Source organism: Rhizobium sp. BK529 (assembly GCF_014194105.1).
Classification (GTDB): Bacteria; Pseudomonadota; Alphaproteobacteria; order Rhizobiales; family Rhizobiaceae; genus Rhizobium.
The window spans coordinates 504,736-521,338 of record NZ_JACIAU010000001.1 but is presented as its reverse complement, the minus strand read 5'-3'; the positions used below and the strand labels follow the sequence as shown (position 1 = coordinate 521,338).

The window sequence follows — 16,603 nt, the reverse complement described above, 5'->3', positions numbered from 1 at the left end:
ATGAGCTTTTCATGACATGATGCACATTGGCGAAAGGTAGAGCATTTTTCGCGCTGCACACAAAATGAGCTTTCGTGCTCAATTTGTGCAGAAGATCGTATACAATAAGAGCTGCTTTATGCGCGCAAAATCATTTAACTTTTGAGACGAAGGCAGCTATTGTTTGCTGACACCAAGGAACCGATTTCATGAAATCCGCTGCCAGCGCCATGAGACACGACGACACCCAGGAAACGGGCGTCCCGCAGATCCGCGATGCGATCAGGGACGCTATCGTCGAGCGGCGGCTATCACCCGGCACGAAACTGTCAGAAAGCGACGTCGGCAATCTCTTCAATGTCAGCCGCACGCTGGCGCGCGCTGCCCTGCAGGCGCTTTCCTATGAAGGTCTCGTCAGCGTCGAGAAAAACCGCGGCGCCTTTGTCGCCTACCCCTCCCCGGAAGAAGCCCGGCAGATCTTCGCCGCCCGAAGGCTGGTCGAGCCTGGCATTCTGCGGGAGGCGGCCGACCGTATGACGTCGTCGGACATTCAGCACTTGAAGCAGCTGCTTTTGGAAGAAGGCCGGCTGATGGGCGAGCGCGGCCAGACGGCCAGACGCGCGGAGATCAAGGCATCGGGCGATTTCCACCTGACGCTCGCAGCCATATCCGGGAATGCGATCATGCAGCGTTTCATGGAAGAACTCGTCGCCCGCTCCTCCCTGGTGATCGCTCTTTACGGTCAATCGACGGTCTCAAGCTGCGGACACGCCGAACACGGTGACATTATCGAGGCGATCGAGCGCAAGGAACTCGATCGCGCCTGCCAATTGATGCTGCATCACATCGCCCATATCGAGGCTGACCTCGACCTGCGCGAACGCAAAAGCTTCGGCCTCAGGGAAGCATTCGAGCTTTAATGACTGGGCGAAGAGATATCGGCAGCGCGGCTGATTTCTTCTGCGCTCATTGGTTCGCTTGACCGCAGTTTGATCTTGCCGTCAGTGCCGATCAGTACCAGTCCGAATTCGCCGCTGATCGGCCCCTGAAGCTGTTCGCGCACATCGTCGGCATCGAGATCATATCCATCCTCGAACAGGGAAAACGCTCCGCCACCGGCGATGGTGAAGACCTCGATATCGTCCTCGATCAGCCGCATCTGCGACTTACGCAGCAGTTCGTCCTGAATGATCGGCCTGTCATCCTCAGAATCCGCGAAGACGATCAAGACGTTCTTCTCGCCAAGAAACTGCTCGAGCGATCGCGGCAGATGAGGCTCGCGACCCGTTCCCATGATTTCGTGTAAAATGGATCTCAACATGGTGCTCATTCCTTCTCTGCCTTTTCAACGGCTGGAAATGAGCGGGGTTCCCAGAAGTAGAATAGGATCGCGACTGGTGCCGCGATCCCGCATGTCTATTCGCGGGCTTCAGCTTCGGATGCTCGCGCCGAAAGTGCGACGATGTCAGGCGTGCCGTTGGCAAGAAGGCGCTTGCGCACCAGAACGCGCAGGACGCGCGCTGCCGTGGAAAAAGTCATCTGGTCCAGCGGCCCCTCGCCTTCCCAGGGTTTAGTCAGACGTTCGGTGACGGCACCGACAATATTGGCCGGGACGATATCGGTGCATTCACGCATTGCTTCAAAAACGAAGCTGATCGGAATGACCCTGCCTTCATGGGTGACAATCGGCTCCGTCAGCTCGCCGTCCCATTCCTCATAGGCATAAAGAGCCTCACGGAACAGCTGTTGCAGGGTAAACGGGGCATGTCCGTTGTGAAGTGGCGGCAGTGCATTCATCATGTCTGTCTCCTCTGATGGATTAAGCCAGCTTCCTCAGACCCGGCCCGGATCAACGCGGAAACAAAAGCTCGGCTCCTCCTTCGGACCGGATACACGATTCATTTTATAGAGTAACACACGCGTGATAAAGCCATTTCTGCCTCCTCAGTCGGCCTGAACATCTAACCGATTGAAATTCATTGAGACTTGTCAGCATTTTTTTGCCGTTGAGCTAGGCTCGTCAGCGTTTTCGCCTGTAAGACGGTATCAGAAGGCCAGTTTTGGAACCTTTAGCGCGTTGGCCGGTTTTGCCCCCGCAAGCAGTCTGGGGAGATCAGCAATGACGCACATTCACCAACCTGAACGACGCAGCCGCACTCTGCGTGGCCGTCCTTACAGCCTTCGCGAGTTCGCAGCCAAATACGGCCTTAAGGACGAGCAGGCAGAAAGCCTTTTTACCCGCTTCGGTCCGTCTTCCATCGAACTGGACTTGCTGATGGCCGCCAAGCGTCGTCCCCCTGTTCGGCCCGATCAGGTTCGCGAGTAGGACAGGATCATGAGCGATAAAGACAAAATCCGCAAAGATGCCGAAGGACAATTCGCCCGTACGGACGAGGGCCGCCGCAACAGCGGCGTCTCCGGCGCTAAGCCCCGCGACATCACTCATTCCGATGACGCCACCATCCATCGCACACCGCCCGGCGAGAAATCACACAAGGACTGGAGCGTCAAACATGACGAAGCCAACAGCGAGCGGTCACGCCCAGCGTGACCGCTCCTCCTTGGAGCGAAATTTCACACAATATGTCGGGAACACATATCAGGTGAAATCGTTCTTCCGGTGAGCATGGCAACACGCCGTGCGGCCCCCATCGAAATGCCGGCATATTACCGGCTCCTATTACAAGATCAGCTCGAGGTACCGCCCGTGGCGGAAGGCCAGTCGTGTGGAATCGATCGCGGGGAAGAAGATCGGCGCAAGAAGGACGGAACAATGAGCAACACCTCCCGGCATGAGTGGATATGCAAGCGAGCCTATGCGATCTGGGAAGCGGAAGGCAGGCCGCATGGCCGCGACGCCGAACATTGGCTGCAGGCAGTAGCCGAACGCGAGAGGCTGGAACGCACGCGTGCCTCAACGGATGGCAATGAAGTTCTCATCAAATTTCGCCCGAAAGCGCCGAAACCACGCAAGCCGGCCGCGCTTGGCAACCATCGCCAAAAGCTGTCGCAAGCAGGTTGAACGCACCGCTATTCCAGATTGATCCGGAAACGGGCCGAGAAATCACCTTCCCACCACAGGGGGAAGTTGGTTCCCCATTTATTGTTGTGCAGGTTGAAGCGGATACCCTCTTCAAAAGAAGGCAAGCTTTTGCAGAAGCGCATGAAATCCCAGCCCTGCGGCGCGACCAGCGGCGTGTCCAGGGGCACAACGACGAGCGCCCCTGCGTTACCGAAATCGCCGCGAACCGCAGTGACGGCCTGAAGCTGTGCACCACCGGACCTGGCGAAATCTCCAGATTGGTGCCAGAGACCCATCTTCTTGAAGGCCCAATCCCCAGCGATCTCGGGCGTAAAGGAAAGGAAACTCGCTTCCGGCATGCGATTCGCCGGCTTCTCGTGCAGCGAAAGGCGCAGTTGCAAGGCATCGCCATCGGCCGAAAATTGGATGGCGAGTTGGCGCGGTGCGCCGAACCGCTCGACGGCTTCGGCGGGCATGGAAAGCAGAATCCCGTCCTCGCCGGCACTCTCGAGATCGGGCGCGAAAATATTGGAGAACGCAGCGCCCGAACCGCCAAGCCCCGGCTTGTCGTGATCCAGCACAGCCCATTCCTGGCGATGCGTGAGATAACTGTCCAAATGCCTGTTGACGTCGGCCGCGTCATAGCTCTCATAACGATAGGCAATCAAGGAGCCGGCGCGGCCGGCGATCCGACGGCCCTGCGGTGATGCAAGCGCCGTGATATCGCCCGTCACGTCATTCAACTCGATCGACCAACCGCCGGCACTGAGACGGGTCTCGCGACGCGTGCGATCGACGAGCGCCGGCGCGAAAAGCTGCACGAGCTCGGCCTGTGCTTGCCGCTGATCGTCGGCATCGAGTTCGGCAACAGCCTGATCTATATAGCCCCGTTGCTCGTCCCACGATGCCTCGGTATAGGCGAACCGGTAATCCGTTTTGCGCGCGGCTTCGAAATCGGCCCTTGCCCAAGCCTTGTCATCGCGCAGATAGGATTTGATATCCACTCCGCATGTATGCTCCGCCACCATGGCGAGCCCGCGGCCGAAGGCGAGCCGGCGCTTGTTGAGCCCTTCGCCTGCAAAACGATCATAGAGCCGCTGTAGCGCCAGAAACTTCGCCGTCTTTAAGGGATCGGTGGCGCTGCCATGAATCCAGCTATCGCCCAGTTCCAGCTCCAGCACCGGAAAACGTTCCCGCTGCTCCCAAAGGAGCGCGCCATAATCTTCCAGTGTCGCCGCGCGGATGATTGCACCAGGCTCGAGGCGACGCATGTCCCGATAGGCTTCCGCAGTCTGCGGCACGCTCTGCGGACCGATATTGTCTTGCGTATGCGCAAAGCTCAGCCCGTCGTCGAAACCTTCGGGGAAATAGGTCTCGCCATAGGAGCGCTGATACATGACGACGACTTCAGCGCCATCAGGCGCGCGCCAGCGGAAAACATCGGGTACATCAGGCGGCGGGGAAGCAGTGTTGACGCCGAGATGCAGGAAGCGGATGCCGGCCTCTGCCAGCAGCGGCACCATGCCAAGTGTGTGGCCAGGAACGTCGGTCATCTTCGCCGCAATCGTCTTTTTGCCGAAACGGCGGTCCAACTCCTGCGAATAGGAAAGACCGGCGCGGAACAGGTCAGGCGACATCAGTTCGGTGTGGGTGGTGAAAGGCAGGCCGTGCCAGCGGATTAGCCCGCGTTCGATCGCCTGCTCAAGTGCTGCGACCTCGGCAGGCGAACGCGAATTTAGATGATCCCAGATCAGCCAGGCGCCCGTCGTCCAGATGAACTTCGGCTCTTCAGAATTTTCGGCATAGAAATGCGCACCAGTCTCGATCGCCTGCGGGATAAAGCGTTCGTGATATTGGCGGCGAACTTTTTTGGCATGATCGGTAAAGCCGATGTCGAGATGAGTCTTAAAGACCAGATGCACGCGCTTTTCGGTCATTTCCATTCCATTGGGCCGTTCCTGCCGCCACCCTGCGGCTCACGTAAGGCGCCGTGCATCCCAACGCAGGACCAGCCATCCCTCCCGATATGATACAACTGCGGCTGTGTAATCGTTTCCACAAGCACCTTTGCGCTTCGCGGTAACGATCCGTCAAGCATAATTGAGAGAGATATCGGAATAGGCTGGATATTTTGTCCGTCCTGCCCTCGCATGTCTTGCTTGGAATATGAGACCTTCATTAATTGACGGCCGAAAGTGAAGACGTGTTCATACGCCATTTTGCTCGGATGGCCGATGCGATACGTTCGCGATATGCCTGTCATCTTGCTGCTTTACACGACGTATCCGAACCTTGCCGATGGGCTTTTCGATGACCGAACTCACCGTCCATGTCACACGTGCCGACCAGGTGAACGATCCCTATTTCTACGTGCACTTCGATATGTCCGAAGGTACCACCCGCCTCCACGTGACGACGGACTATGAAAAGGCCGAGGATTGCATCATCGACCTCGGCATCGTCAGGCGCCGACATTGTGCTGACGCTCGCTCACGACGCGAGCCCTCGCGAGCTGCGGCCGCAGCCGGTGCTCACCCTGCCCGTGCGCAAGGGCGCGCCGGCTTCGAACCGGCGCAGCAGCCGATCCGAGCGCTCAGCAATCCCATCTATACAGAAGGAATTCGTGACTGATGTAATGATAAAGGAGCGATTATTTCTCTTCGCAGAGCGTCCGGTGAACCTCTGTCCAGAACAAGGCAAGCAACGTATCGCCGTTGCGTTCAGCGACGAGCGCGCGGATCAGCGCCTCGGAGCCGGCCATATCCTGCCAGCTTGATTTCAGCCCTTTGGCTGCCTGATGGCATTCGGCGATGTCGAACGTTCTCTTGCTATCCATCTGGAGCCTCCTCGAAAAAGGCGCTAACAGACGGATCTGGAAAAGTCATTCCCCGCATATGTGGGGATGCCTTGTATTGTTGACATTACTCGCGATAAAATTGAACGATTTAAGGCAGGCGGCACGATGACGGAAAATAGCCATTCGCAAAAATTCGAAGCCGTTTTCGAACAGATCAAGGCTGCGGAAAATGTCGATGCTTCCATCCGCATTTTCCAAGCGGGATACGCCGTCGACTACGTCACCTATCACCTCGCACAGACCATTGCGGCAAAGATCGATTCCCCCTTCGTGCGCACGACCTATCCCGATGCCTGGGTGTCGCGCTACCTGCTCAACAGCTATGTGAAGGTCGATCCGATCGTCAAACAGGGCTTCGAACGCCAGCTGCCTTTCGACTGGAGCGAGGTGGAACCGACGCCCGAAGCCTATGCCATGCTGGTCGACGCCCAGAAGCACGGGATTGGCGGAAACGGCTATTCGATCCCGATTGCCGACAAGGCGCAACGGCGGGCGCTGCTTTCAATCAACGCCCGTATTCCGCTCGATGATTGGAACACCATGGTCAAGACCTATCGCAATGAGTGGATCGAGATCGCCCACCTCGTCCATCGAAAGGCCATCTACGAGCTGCATGGCGAGAACGACCCGGTTCCGACACTTTCCCCGCGCGAAATCGAATGCCTGCACTGGACGGCACTCGGCAAGGACTACAAGGACATCGCCGTCATCCTCGGCATTTCCGAGCATACAACCCGCGATTACCTGAAAACCGCCCGCTTCAAGCTCGGCTGCGCCACCATTTCCGCGGCCGCCTCGCGAGCCGTGCAGCTGCGCATCATTAATCCCTAAAGCTCTTCCTCGACAGCTCCAATCATTCTGGGGCGCAAGCGGAGTCGGATGCTCGTCCGGCCGGTGCACGTCGTAGCCGAGGCCTACGGCCGGCCCGGCCGGTCGATCAGACGGCCCGGTTCAGCCAACAGAATGACTTGAGCTGACAAGAAAACGCCCCCCCTCATATGCGGGGGCTCATCTGTAGGCGCCCATATGAGGGAATTTCCGACACCGCCTTCCTGAACCATTCTGCCCTCACGAACCCAACACGCTGGAGGGAAAAATGTTCGTTATCATTCAGGCTCATGAGTATCAAAAATACGCTTTCATACTCGACCAGATGTTCCGCCTGCGTAAGAAAGTCTTCGCGGACAAGCTTGGCTGGAACGTTCCGGTAATCGGCCCCTTCGAGCGCGACAGCTACGACTCGCTCTGCCCGGCCTATCTCGTCTGGTGCAACGAAACCCGTACCCGCCTTTATGGCGGTATGCGCCTGATGCCGACGACCGGACCGACCCTCCTTTACGACGTCTTCCGGGAAACTTTCCCGCAGGCAGCCGATCTCGTCGCCCCCGGCATCTGGGAAGGCACCCGCATGTGCATCGACGAGGAGGCGATCGCAGCCGATTTCCCCGATGTCGATGCCGGTCGCGCCTTCTCGATGCTGCTTCTGGCACTCTGCGAATGCGCCCTCGATCACGGCATTCACACCATGATCTCCAATTACGAACCCCATTTGAAGCGCATCTACAAGCGCGCCGGTGCCGAGGTTGAAGAACTCGGCCGCGCCGATGGCTACGGCAAGTATCCAGTCTGCTGCGGCGCCTTCGAAGTTTCCGAGCGCGTGCTGGACAGGATGCGCGCTTCCCTTGGCATCGACACCCCCCTCTACATCCGCTACGTCCCGACGCGTTCCGTCGTGACCCAATTCCTGGAGATGGCAGCATGAACCGCTTGAGTGAAACCGCAGTCCAAAAAGAGATCGGCGCGTTGGAAAAACATATCCTGGCTTCCCGCGATATCGCGACACAGATGGGAGACCCCTTCCTCTCCTATCTGCTCTCGATGGCTCTCTTCACGATCTACGAGAAGAAGGCGCATCAGGAAACCGAGCTGCTGAAGAGCAGCTATAATTGACGGTTTCCCGAGGCAGCGGCCGGGCCAGAAGCAGACCTCCCCTTCGGGCCCGGCTGCGCCGTTCAAATCTCCGATTTCCGGCCGGAACATTCCACTTCTCGGCCGGTTTATCGGTATTCGGAAAGCCACGGGAGGCACACATGACGGACCGAAACGAGGACCGCGTGCGCGAGCGCGCCTATGCAATATGGGAAAAGGAAGGCAGGCCGGATGGCGAAGATTTGCGCCACTGGAGTGCTGCCGAAGCTGAATTGCGCGGCGAAACGACAAATGAACAAGCCCGCAAGCAAATTGAAGAAACCGAAGCCGCGACCAGGGCTACGGGCGTTCCTGTCCCGCCACCGTCGCTGGCAAGCCCTGATTAGACCCTGAGGGCACTACCGGATCATGGACGCGATCGCCGAAATCAAAGCCTCGTGCTGATAGGGTTTCGGCAGGAAAGTCGCGTTGGCAGGCAGCGAAAGAGGATCGAGCCGCACCAGGCCCGAGGTGATGATAATACCAATATTCGGCCGCATCGCCCTCACCCGTTTGGCAAGCTGGATGCCGTCCATCGAACCGGCCATGTTGACATCCGTGAAGAGGACATCGACATCGCTGCGCGCTTTCAAAAGCACCAGTGCTTCGTCAGCGTTTCCGGCTTCGAGCGCCACGTGCCCTACCTCCTCGAGCACATCCAGAATATTGAATCTGATCAGCGGCTCATCTTCGACAATGAGCACCACGGCACCCTGGGAAGCCACCATTCTGCGATCGCCCTCTTCAGATCTAGTCTGACAGCTGTAAATGTGGCCGGCGTGCGAAGGTTCCATAGGGCAACCAGCAAATATGCATCGTCCACAGATGCTTGCGCTCATGGCTTGTGACCGCCCTAAATTTGCGTTAAGCGGACAAAAGCCGCGGGTGCCATTGCCCCGGCTGACAGCACCTTAGGTGCCGGGCCTGTAGCTCAATGGTTAGAGCCGGCGGCTCATAACCGCTTGGTTGGGGGTTCGAGTCCCTCCGGGCCCACCATCTCCTTCCAAAGCGAAAAACCTGATAAACTGTAGCGCGCCCAGAAGATCTGGCACGCAGTTAAAGATCAAGCCGTGTTGGACTCTTATTCCGCGTTGGCTCGGCAGGCGCCGGAGTCGGTGGTGCTGGGCTTGCCGGAACTGAAGGCTGCTGTTGAAGTGGCCCGAGTGTTATGGTTGGCGCTCCATCTGCAGGCCCCGTTCCGTCAGCTGGACCAGTCTCGTCTGCCGGCCCGGTTCCATCATTTTGCAGCACGCTTTTAAGTTTGTTCGCGCACTCGATTGCTTTGTCCAATGCGTCATAGGACCCCGGCAGATTGAGCGTGGCCAGAATATTTCCCTGGTATCCAAACGAGATTGAACTGCTCTTGGCAATGGCCATGATGGCGTCCGGCGACAGATCTGAAAATGCCAGCCCACCATCGGAATAAGCAACCGCCAGCAGACGGTTTGGTTTGCCGTTATCGAAGCTGACATTGACCCAGTACTTGCGGCCTTCCGTGTACAGATTCGCCCACGGCGGGGAAAAAACCAGAAGCTCAGCGCTGCCGTCGATGTAAGCATCAAAGGCCAAGTTGAAGAGCTGTCCGCGCTTTGAAGTATAGGTCACGTCTGCCAGGCATTTTCGGGTCGCTGGTATGGCCTCAACTTTCCAGCGGCCGTTACCCCAATAGGGTATTGTGTCCACCGCAGCCTGGGAGGCTCCGCTCGCCAGCACCATGGCCATTGTGGCCAGACTTAAAAATAGGTTGCGGATCATCCCGACAGCCCTTCCCCCGAAACGCTAGCCCCCTTTCAATCTAAGCATGCATCCAAGGATGCTGCTATCCCCCGTGGAATAAAAAGGGGCTTTCGAGCTCTGGAAATCACTGAAAACGGCAGTTCCTCGCTTAGACGGCCATAGCTCACGACATCGGCAATCAGAACGGCTGCAAGTCGGCCCTCCGAAAGGACGACAGCGGCATCTTACAGTACCGCTATGGCCGATACCATCGGGCACAGGAGGAAGCGTCGCACGTCGGCGAAACGCGAAACCGCGCTAATGTCATATCACTGTCACATTATGCATAGGTGGCATGCTAAAATGCCCATTGTTGCAGCATCACGCACAAATTATATGCTCGCCAGCTAACAAAAATAAAAAAAGTGAGCTTGCTATGCCCTTGATTTTTAAACGCCGCAAAGGCGGCCTTATGAGACGACTTGTTAATGGAATCGGTTCTGCCCAGCAGCGCTATCGTGATGCGCGCGAGGCAAGGAAGACTGCCATCCATCCTTCGTTTCTGGACGATTTCGGCATCTGACAACGCGGGCGCTCCAACTTGGGAGCGCTCGGCAGTCCCTCTTGGGCTGAGTTTCTGCCCCCTCACGCGGCTTTTTGATCACCCACGATCATGTTGGCCCCTTGCTTGATCTCCCCCTTCTTCAGCATAAGCCCGCAGGCAAATGCGACAGCGGAGAACACGAAGAAGAACGATTCGCCGATCGCCAGCCGGTTGTTAGAGTTGGACAGGATCGTTCCGAGGAAAAACAGCGTGACCATGGTGTAGGCCAGTAATGCGCTGAGGCTGATTAGCTTTTCCTTCCTGGCGGCCAGCACCCGTCTATACATGGCGACCGCCAGAACGCTGAAAACGATGATGCCAAAGAGCCCGTGGCGGACAAGCATTTCGAAGTAGCCGTTGTGAAGCAGCGTATAGGGCACGCTGGCATAGGTGGTCGAGCCCCAGATCGTAAGCCAGTGATTGCCGGCCCCAAAGAGAGGTGCCTGGGCAATCACTTCCGAAGCATTCGCCCAGAGTTGCAGCCGTTCACTCATCGATTCCGGCGTATCTTTCGACGCAATCGCATCAGCGACCGCATTCCATACACCATGCGCCGAGATTTCGGTCTCGATCCGTGCTGTTGCCTCGTAGGTTGGGCCGGCAAACCGCCAGATATCGTCGCCACCGACAAAAAGTGCGGCTGCGATGAGAGCGACGACAGCAGTTCCCACTAGCGCAGCCCGGCGTCTGTCTGCATAAAGCAGCAGCGAGGCGAGCATGAGAGGCCCGACGAGGACGAGGCTCAGCCAGACGCCTTTCGCCTTGGAGCCATATATATTGAAAAGGCAGAGCGCGATGACGAGCGTCGCGACAGCTATGATCCAGCTGCCGGAACGGCGCGCGAGCTTGCCAGTCTCCCAGGCGTGCAGCAGCCAGTAAAAGGCGCCGATCGTCAGGAAGCCGCAACCAATCGCGCCATGGATCAGGTTGTTGTGGTAAAGCGGCGAAATACGGTCGTTGCCTGCAAGGATCAGCCGGTAGTCGGTGGAGATCAGCAAGGCGGCAAGCGCCACAGGGAAATAGATCGCAAAGACCGTTTCGATATGCTTCCGGCTGCAATAAAGCGCGATTCCGACAGCTGGAAAGAACAGCGGAAAGGCGTAGAGCCAGTCGGATGCTCCCTTCTCGCCGTAGACGATCAGGCCAAAAAGGAAGCGCAGCAGCGCATAAGTGCCCCATGCAACGCAGGCGTTCGCCAGCCAGTCACGCTTCAGCAGCTGATAATTCGGCTTAAAAAACGCGAAAGTCGTGCCGATCAGCAGCAGTGCGGCATAGCGATAGGTATCGCTTTCCACAATGGGAGCCGATATCAACAGCAGCCACAGGATGACAAGGACGGGCTTGAGGCGTGGGGGCGTGGCAATCGGCTCTTCGCTCGCTACCATAGAGAATACTGTACCCTTCTAGCATAATCAGCGGCGCGAAGCAGATGCGTGACGGAGCGGCGCAGTCCCTTGAATTTCTGCCGTCTGTAATCGAGCTTCGTCGCGATCGCCGTTTCGTGACTGTTCGGCCCTAGCTCTATCAGATTGTCCCTGACCGTAAAGGTATTAACCTCGGTCGACCAGCCGCGCTCTAACGCCACATCGAAGGGATAGACCATGACGGCCATGCTCCGCAGTAGCTTCTTTGCGCCGGAGCGGGTGACCAGATAACAGGCGGCCGAACCTTGTGGCCCGTGGATGCAGCGGCCCACCGCATCGCCGAATTTCGTCGTCGCCTTCTGCAGGAAGCCCTTGGACCGATGGTTCAGGAGCTTGACCAGTTCCGCTTTGGGGACCGCGATCAGCACAGCCTCTGCCCGTTCTATCAGATCGGCCCGAAGCTCCACGTCATCTTCCATGATGATTGCCGCATCGTTGCTGCTGTCGAGAAATTCCGCGAGCGCCTTGACGTGGCTGCGATAGCAGCCGTGCTCGCCTGGCAGATAGTTCCTGCCATTGCGAAGAAGAAACTGCCGCTTGTCAATATCCGCCTTGTCGTGCGGCTGGATCTCGGAGCCATCCACTCCCGATATCCTGACGACTTTGAGCGCCAGCGAGTTAGCCTTCTGCGAAAGCCCTTCCCACCGGGTGACCGACCGGTTCAGGTTGATGACATAGGCACCGATTTTCATAAAGGCTAAACTTCAGCATGAGACAGAAATGCGGTTCTTTATAAGTCGAGGCTTAAGCCCGGGCAACAGCCATAAGCCCGTATTACCTACCATGCGTTGATTGCCCCCATACATCCTTTAGTCGAAAATACTCGCCCACAGTAAAGTATTTCGCTTACCGGTTTCTGCCGCAATAGCTTCACAATCAGCAGACACAAAGCTCGCAGGGACGCAAACAGCCGAGGAACGAACATGGCGCCGAACTACACCAAGACTGCCCTTCTGACAGCCTTTCTGAGCCTGCCGCTTGCAGCAGCCGCTCCACTTCTGGCGCAGGAGAATCGGCCGCGCGAAGCGGTCATCAACGTGTCCGCAGAAGGCGAATCGGCACTGGCTCCCGATATGGCCGTCGTCAATCTCTCCGTGGTCAAACAGGCAAAAACTGCCCGCGAGGCACTCGATGAGAACAACAAGGCCATGAACGAGGTTTTGGCTGCCCTGAAGAAAAGCGGCATTGCCGAGCGCGATCTGCAGACGTCAGGCTTTTCGATCCAGCCGCAGTACAATTATCCGCAGCCGATCGATAACCAGCCGCAGCCGCCTGAGCTGATCGGCTACCAGACCAGCAATTCGGTCACCGTGCGCGTCCGCGACCTTTCCAAGCTCGGGGAGATCATCGACCAGTCCGTCACTCTCGGCATCAATCAGGGCGGCGACATCCAGTTCACCAACGATAAGCCGGAAGCAGCCCTCGAGGCAGCTCGCAAGAACGCCGTCGCCAACGCCGTCAAGAAGGCAAGGACGCTGAGTGAAGCCGCCGGCGTCAAGGTCGGCCGGATCATCGAGATCACCGAAAACGTCATGCGTCCGATGCCACAGCCGGTTTATCGTGCAGCGATGATGAAGGAAGCATCCGATGTTGCGGCCGTGCCGGTTCAGGGGGGCGAAAACAACTATAATGTCACCGTCAACATGACATTCGCGATCGAGCAGTAAAGCGACAGGGCGCTTCGGCGCCCTGTCCCACGCCCGTACCCTATTCAAAAGAAAACCGCCCCTGCAGACTGCAAGGGCGGTTTTGTAATAAACGATAGCGCTTGATTATCGACGCATCATCGGGCACCCGCGAACGTTGCCGAAGACCATCTGGTCGGGACCACGACGGCTCCAGCCCTGCACCACGACACGGCGGGGCGAGACATCGACGATACGCGTGCGGCGCAGGCCGTAATCCTGGGCGATATTTTCCGCCATGCGCGGATCACAACCGCCACGCGGCGGACGGCCATAACCGTAGCCCGGCGGTGGCAGTGGCGGACGGCCGTAGCCTGGAGGCGGTGGCGGACGACGGTCAGGTTCGCCGATAATGATATTCACCTGTGCGGCAGCCGGCGCAACCGTGCCGGCCAGCGCAGCTGCGGAAAGAAGGGCGGCAAGCCCCGCCTTCGCCAGAAACTGCATCATGAAAAAGATCCTCGTGTTTAGTAGCCGCGTGGGCAATGCCGACGCCTATTTCGGAATCACTGACATACAGTTCCGACAGAAGACCGGTGAACGTGTCGCGGTCAAGGCAAAGTGCTCCAAAGCCGGATTTTCCTGCCTACGAACCGAAGGAATTAGCGGTACATGAGCGGGCAGCCGCGCACATTAGCAAAAGTCATGCGGTCCCAGCCATGGCGATACCGGCCGGCAACGACGACGCGGCGCGGCGTGATATTGGAAATGCGCACGTCACGAAGGCCGGAATAGCGGGCTTTGCGGATGGCTTCCACAGGCGAGCAGCCACGAACCGGCGGACGGTGGTAGTACTGTGCCTTGACGACGAAATCCGTCTGCGGCGCCGCGAAAGCGGCAGAGCCCGCAAGCGGGATGGAACTGAGAGCGATCAGCGCGGCAAGCGAAGCCTTGGCAAGAAAATGCGACATGGGATGGTCTCCTCGTGAATAGTTCCTCGATCTCCCCTTCTGGGATTGTCTCGAGACTAAACGCGTGAAGCTGAATGCCGTTCGAACCGCCCATTCAGTTGACATTCAGAACGGTTAATGACGCGGCAGCTGGTTTCGCCCAGATTTGGTTAGACCAATTATCCGCTGAGATGCAGGACGACATCGCGTCGATGCGGCCTGTCACGGTGCTCGAAGAGATAGATGCCCTGCCAGGTGCCGAGTACCAGCCGGCTGTTGCTGACGGGGATGCCGATCGAAACCTGCGTCAGCGCCGCCTTAATATGCGCCGGCATGTCGTCCGGCCCTTCCGTCGTGTGAACGACCCAACGCATAGACGGGTCGGAAGACGGCGGCACGAGACGGCGGAAGAAATTGTTGAGGTCAGTCTTCACATCAGGATCGGCATTTTCCTGGATGAGCAGCGAACAGGAGGTATGGCGCACGAATATCGTCAGCAGCCCCTCCTGCATACTAGACTGGCGCACGAAGGCATTGGCCTGATCGGTGAATTCGTAGAGGCCCTGGCCGCGCGTGGAAAGCGTTACTATTGTCTGGGGCAAGGCGGTCTCCGTCGCAACTGTCTGTGCGAGGTGGCGCGCCTTGCCTTCGAAGTCAATGGCACGGTCACGATATCAGAGTCGCAGCAATTCCTCGAAACCGCCATAGATCATGCGCTTGCCATCAAATGGCATTTTCCATTTGTCGCTCGAAAGGCGCGGATCGGCCATGACCTTCGAATTGATCTCGTCACGCTTCTCCTTGGATCCGTAGAGAATCCAGGAAAAGACCACCACCTCGTCGTCCTTGGCCATGACGGCGCGAGGAAACGAGGTCAATTCGCCATAGGGCACGTCATTGCCAAGGCATTCAACATATTCGAGCGCGCCGTATTCTTTCCAGATCGATCCGGCATAAGCCGAAAACTCCTTATAGGCATCGACATTCTCGCGGGGAACGGCGACGATGAAACCATCAACATAGGACATTGCACTTCTCCTCTTGCGTTAACGTCCGCAGGACGTTCGGCGCAGCCCACATCCGACATTGCCACGTCAATTAACGCCCGCCGCCGATGCGGCAAGGTGAGAGCCCATCAGCCCTGCAGCGTCTTCACCTTGAGAAGATCGGGGAAAAACCGCGTCCACATGAGCACGACTGCGATCGTGCCCACTCCACCGACAATGCCCGCCACGACCGGCCCGAGCACGCCGGCAAGCATGCCGGATTCGAATTCGCCGAGCTGGTTCGAGGTGCCGATGAAGAGCGAATTGACGGCATTGACGCGCCCGCGCATTTCGTCCGGCGTCAGAAGCTGCACCAGCGAGCTGCGAACCACAACGCTCACGGTATCCGAGGCCCCGACGACGAGCAGCGCGACGACGGAGAGCGCAATGTTGGTGGAAAGCGAGAAGATGATGGTGGCCACGCCGAAGACTGGGACGGCCAGCAACATCTTGCGACCGACATCTGCTGTCAGCGGCCGTCGGGCAAGCACAATCGACATGCAAAGCGCACCGATGGCGGGGGCAGCGCGCAGCATGCCGAGCCCCCACGGACCAGCATGCAGGATGTCGCTGGCAAACATCGGCAGCAGCGCCGTGGCGCCGCCAAGCAGGACTGCAAACAGATCGAGCGAGATCGTGCCGAGCATTACCGGCCGGCTGCGAATGAAGGAAACCCCGGCGAAGACGGACGACAAGGTCACCGGCTCGCGCTTCGATGGCGTCCACTCCATGCGGATCGAGATCACGTTGAAGCTCGCCACAGCAAAGAGCACAGCCGACATCGCGAAGGGGGCTATGGGACTCACGCCATAGAGAAGACCGCCGAGCGACGGGCCGATGATCAGCGCCGTCTGCATCATCGAGGTCGAGGTAGCAACGGCGCGCTGCAGCATCGAGGCCGGCATGATATTCGGCAAGAGTGCCGCCATGGTCGGCCTTTCGAAGGCGACAACCGCGCCCATGATAGTGACCGCAACAAGCATTCCAATCGGCGAAAGCCACTGCTGCCAGGTTGCTATCGCCAGAACCAGCGAGGTAATCGCTTCGATGAGCTGGCAGACAAGTCCAATCCGTCGGCGATCGAACCGATCGGCGACATGGCCGACGACGAAGGTCAGCACGGCCATCGGCAGAAACTGGCAGAAGCCGACGAGCGCAAGCGCAAAGGCGCTGTGCGTCTGTTCGTAAATCATCCATCCCATGGCGATAGCCACGGCCTGAAAGGAAAGCGAAGAGAAGACTCGGGAGGCGGCGAAGTTCAGATAGCCGGGATGACGCAGAACGCTTTCCCGCTCTTTCACTGATATGTCCATTGTTCAATCACCGGCGTGCGGCCCAGCCACAGGCACTTATTGGAATCTTATAAAAGCGGAACGGTGTTCTGCTGGAAAATGATTGATGTCAACCCGAAT

23 protein-coding genes and 1 tRNA gene are annotated in these 16,603 nt (G+C 58.0%); 11 read left to right on the top strand and 13 right to left on the bottom strand.

Features of this window, described 5'->3' with window-relative positions:
• The first annotated feature begins 188 nt into the window (after nucleotides 1-188).
• Nucleotides 189-899, top strand: a complete 711-nt coding sequence (locus tag FHX08_RS02585; protein WP_132653742.1) for a GntR family transcriptional regulator — start codon at nucleotides 189-191, stop codon at nucleotides 897-899.
• On the opposite strand, the gene FHX08_RS02580 is transcribed toward FHX08_RS02585, so the two are convergent.
• Nucleotides 896-1,300, bottom strand: coding sequence for a DUF4174 domain-containing protein (locus FHX08_RS02580; protein WP_132653741.1), 405 nt, complete (start codon nucleotides 1,298-1,300; stop codon nucleotides 896-898). The genes FHX08_RS02585 and FHX08_RS02580 overlap by 4 nt on opposite strands.
• A 95-nt stretch (nucleotides 1,301-1,395) precedes the next feature.
• Nucleotides 1,396-1,779, bottom strand: a complete 384-nt coding sequence (locus FHX08_RS02575) for a hypothetical protein (RefSeq protein WP_184326841.1) — start codon at nucleotides 1,777-1,779, stop codon at nucleotides 1,396-1,398.
• A gap of 319 nt (nucleotides 1,780-2,098) precedes the next feature.
• On the opposite strand from FHX08_RS02575, the gene FHX08_RS02570 reads away from it, so the two are divergent.
• The 3 genes from FHX08_RS02570 to FHX08_RS02560 all read left to right on the top strand — a co-directional run bounded on the left by FHX08_RS02570 (nucleotide 2,099) and on the right by FHX08_RS02560 (nucleotide 3,001).
• Complete coding sequence (locus tag FHX08_RS02570; RefSeq protein ID WP_132653739.1) at nucleotides 2,099-2,305, top strand: hypothetical protein; 207 nt, start codon at nucleotides 2,099-2,101, stop codon at nucleotides 2,303-2,305.
• 9 nt (nucleotides 2,306-2,314) lie between these two features.
• Nucleotides 2,315-2,530, top strand: a complete 216-nt coding sequence (locus FHX08_RS02565; RefSeq protein ID WP_132653738.1) for a hypothetical protein — start codon at nucleotides 2,315-2,317, stop codon at nucleotides 2,528-2,530.
• A 222-nt stretch (nucleotides 2,531-2,752) separates the two neighbouring features.
• A complete protein-coding gene (locus FHX08_RS02560) occupies nucleotides 2,753-3,001 on the top strand; it encodes a DUF2934 domain-containing protein (protein WP_132654306.1) in 249 nt (82 codons plus the stop codon).
• A gap of 8 nt (nucleotides 3,002-3,009) precedes the next feature.
• On the opposite strand, the gene FHX08_RS02555 is transcribed toward FHX08_RS02560, so the two are convergent.
• A complete protein-coding gene (locus tag FHX08_RS02555; protein ID WP_184326840.1) occupies nucleotides 3,010-4,938 on the bottom strand; it encodes a DUF5054 domain-containing protein in 1,929 nt (642 codons plus the stop codon).
• Nucleotides 4,939-5,311: 373 nt separating this feature from the next.
• On the opposite strand from FHX08_RS02555, the gene FHX08_RS02550 reads away from it, so the two are divergent.
• Complete coding sequence (locus tag FHX08_RS02550) at nucleotides 5,312-5,632, top strand: hypothetical protein (RefSeq protein ID WP_132653736.1); 321 nt, start codon at nucleotides 5,312-5,314, stop codon at nucleotides 5,630-5,632.
• A 19-nt stretch (nucleotides 5,633-5,651) separates the two neighbouring features.
• Here the strand turns inward: FHX08_RS02550 and FHX08_RS02545 are convergent, their stop codons facing one another.
• Nucleotides 5,652-5,837, bottom strand: coding sequence for a hypothetical protein (locus tag FHX08_RS02545; protein ID WP_113300036.1), 186 nt, complete (start codon nucleotides 5,835-5,837; stop codon nucleotides 5,652-5,654).
• Between the two features lie 126 nt (nucleotides 5,838-5,963).
• Here FHX08_RS02545 and FHX08_RS02540 point away from each other — a divergent pair, with 126 nt between their 5' ends.
• From FHX08_RS02540 to FHX08_RS02525, 4 genes are all read left to right on the top strand, one after another.
• Nucleotides 5,964-6,689 (top strand): LuxR family transcriptional regulator, encoded by a 726-nt coding sequence (locus tag FHX08_RS02540; RefSeq protein WP_132653735.1) that lies wholly within the window; start codon nucleotides 5,964-5,966, stop codon nucleotides 6,687-6,689.
• Between the two features lie 265 nt (nucleotides 6,690-6,954).
• Nucleotides 6,955-7,620, top strand: a complete 666-nt coding sequence (locus FHX08_RS02535) for an acyl-homoserine-lactone synthase (protein ID WP_132653734.1) — start codon at nucleotides 6,955-6,957, stop codon at nucleotides 7,618-7,620.
• Nucleotides 7,617-7,808, top strand: a complete 192-nt coding sequence (locus FHX08_RS02530) for a hypothetical protein (protein WP_132653733.1) — start codon at nucleotides 7,617-7,619, stop codon at nucleotides 7,806-7,808. The genes FHX08_RS02535 and FHX08_RS02530 overlap by 4 nt, the downstream gene beginning before the upstream one ends.
• Nucleotides 7,809-7,948: 140 nt before the next feature.
• Entirely contained in the window at nucleotides 7,949-8,173 is a 225-nt protein-coding gene (locus tag FHX08_RS02525; RefSeq protein WP_132653732.1) for a DUF2934 domain-containing protein, read from the top strand.
• A 12-nt stretch (nucleotides 8,174-8,185) separates the two neighbouring features.
• Here FHX08_RS02525 and FHX08_RS02520 read toward each other — a convergent pair whose 3' ends face one another.
• Nucleotides 8,186-8,554, bottom strand: a complete 369-nt coding sequence (locus FHX08_RS02520) for a response regulator (protein WP_132653731.1) — start codon at nucleotides 8,552-8,554, stop codon at nucleotides 8,186-8,188.
• 192 nt (nucleotides 8,555-8,746) lie between these two features.
• Between FHX08_RS02520 and FHX08_RS02515 the strand changes: the two genes are divergently transcribed.
• Nucleotides 8,747-8,822 (top strand) — tRNA-Ile (locus FHX08_RS02515).
• Between the two features lie 60 nt (nucleotides 8,823-8,882).
• On the opposite strand, the gene FHX08_RS02510 is transcribed toward FHX08_RS02515, so the two are convergent.
• From FHX08_RS02510 to FHX08_RS02500, 3 genes are all read right to left on the bottom strand, one after another.
• Nucleotides 8,883-9,581: a hypothetical protein gene (locus FHX08_RS02510; RefSeq protein WP_184326839.1), complete on the bottom strand. Its 699-nt coding sequence runs from the start codon at nucleotides 9,579-9,581 to the stop codon at nucleotides 8,883-8,885.
• 606 nt (nucleotides 9,582-10,187) lie between these two features.
• Entirely contained in the window at nucleotides 10,188-11,531 is a 1,344-nt protein-coding gene (locus tag FHX08_RS02505) for an O-antigen ligase family protein (protein WP_132653730.1), read from the bottom strand.
• The gene (locus FHX08_RS02500) at nucleotides 11,525-12,262 is read right to left on the bottom strand and encodes a glycosyltransferase family 25 protein (protein WP_132653729.1); all 738 of its coding nucleotides are present in this window, start codon (nucleotides 12,260-12,262) and stop codon (nucleotides 11,525-11,527) included. The genes FHX08_RS02505 and FHX08_RS02500 overlap by 7 nt, the downstream gene beginning before the upstream one ends.
• Before the next feature lie 231 nt (nucleotides 12,263-12,493).
• Here FHX08_RS02500 and FHX08_RS02495 point away from each other — a divergent pair, with 231 nt between their 5' ends.
• Nucleotides 12,494-13,237, top strand: a complete 744-nt coding sequence (locus tag FHX08_RS02495; protein WP_132653728.1) for an SIMPL domain-containing protein — start codon at nucleotides 12,494-12,496, stop codon at nucleotides 13,235-13,237.
• Between the two features lie 105 nt (nucleotides 13,238-13,342).
• Here FHX08_RS02495 and FHX08_RS02490 read toward each other — a convergent pair whose 3' ends face one another.
• From FHX08_RS02490 to FHX08_RS02470, 5 genes are all read right to left on the bottom strand, one after another.
• Nucleotides 13,343-13,705 (bottom strand): hypothetical protein, encoded by a 363-nt coding sequence (locus FHX08_RS02490; protein ID WP_132653727.1) that lies wholly within the window; start codon nucleotides 13,703-13,705, stop codon nucleotides 13,343-13,345.
• 152 nt (nucleotides 13,706-13,857) lie between these two features.
• Nucleotides 13,858-14,166 carry a hypothetical protein gene (locus FHX08_RS02485; RefSeq protein ID WP_132653726.1) on the bottom strand — a complete coding sequence of 103 codons (309 nt, stop codon included), beginning with the start codon at nucleotides 14,164-14,166 and terminating at the stop codon, nucleotides 13,858-13,860.
• Nucleotides 14,167-14,324: 158 nt separating this feature from the next.
• On the bottom strand, nucleotides 14,325-14,747 hold the full coding sequence (locus tag FHX08_RS02480; RefSeq protein WP_132653725.1) for a secondary thiamine-phosphate synthase enzyme YjbQ: 423 nt from the start codon (nucleotides 14,745-14,747) through the stop codon (nucleotides 14,325-14,327).
• A gap of 72 nt (nucleotides 14,748-14,819) precedes the next feature.
• Entirely contained in the window at nucleotides 14,820-15,173 is a 354-nt protein-coding gene (locus FHX08_RS02475; protein ID WP_132653724.1) for a DUF1428 domain-containing protein, read from the bottom strand.
• A 107-nt stretch (nucleotides 15,174-15,280) separates the two neighbouring features.
• The gene (locus FHX08_RS02470) at nucleotides 15,281-16,504 is read right to left on the bottom strand and encodes an MFS transporter (RefSeq protein WP_184326838.1); all 1,224 of its coding nucleotides are present in this window, start codon (nucleotides 16,502-16,504) and stop codon (nucleotides 15,281-15,283) included.
• Between the last annotated feature and the right edge of the window lie 99 nt (nucleotides 16,505-16,603).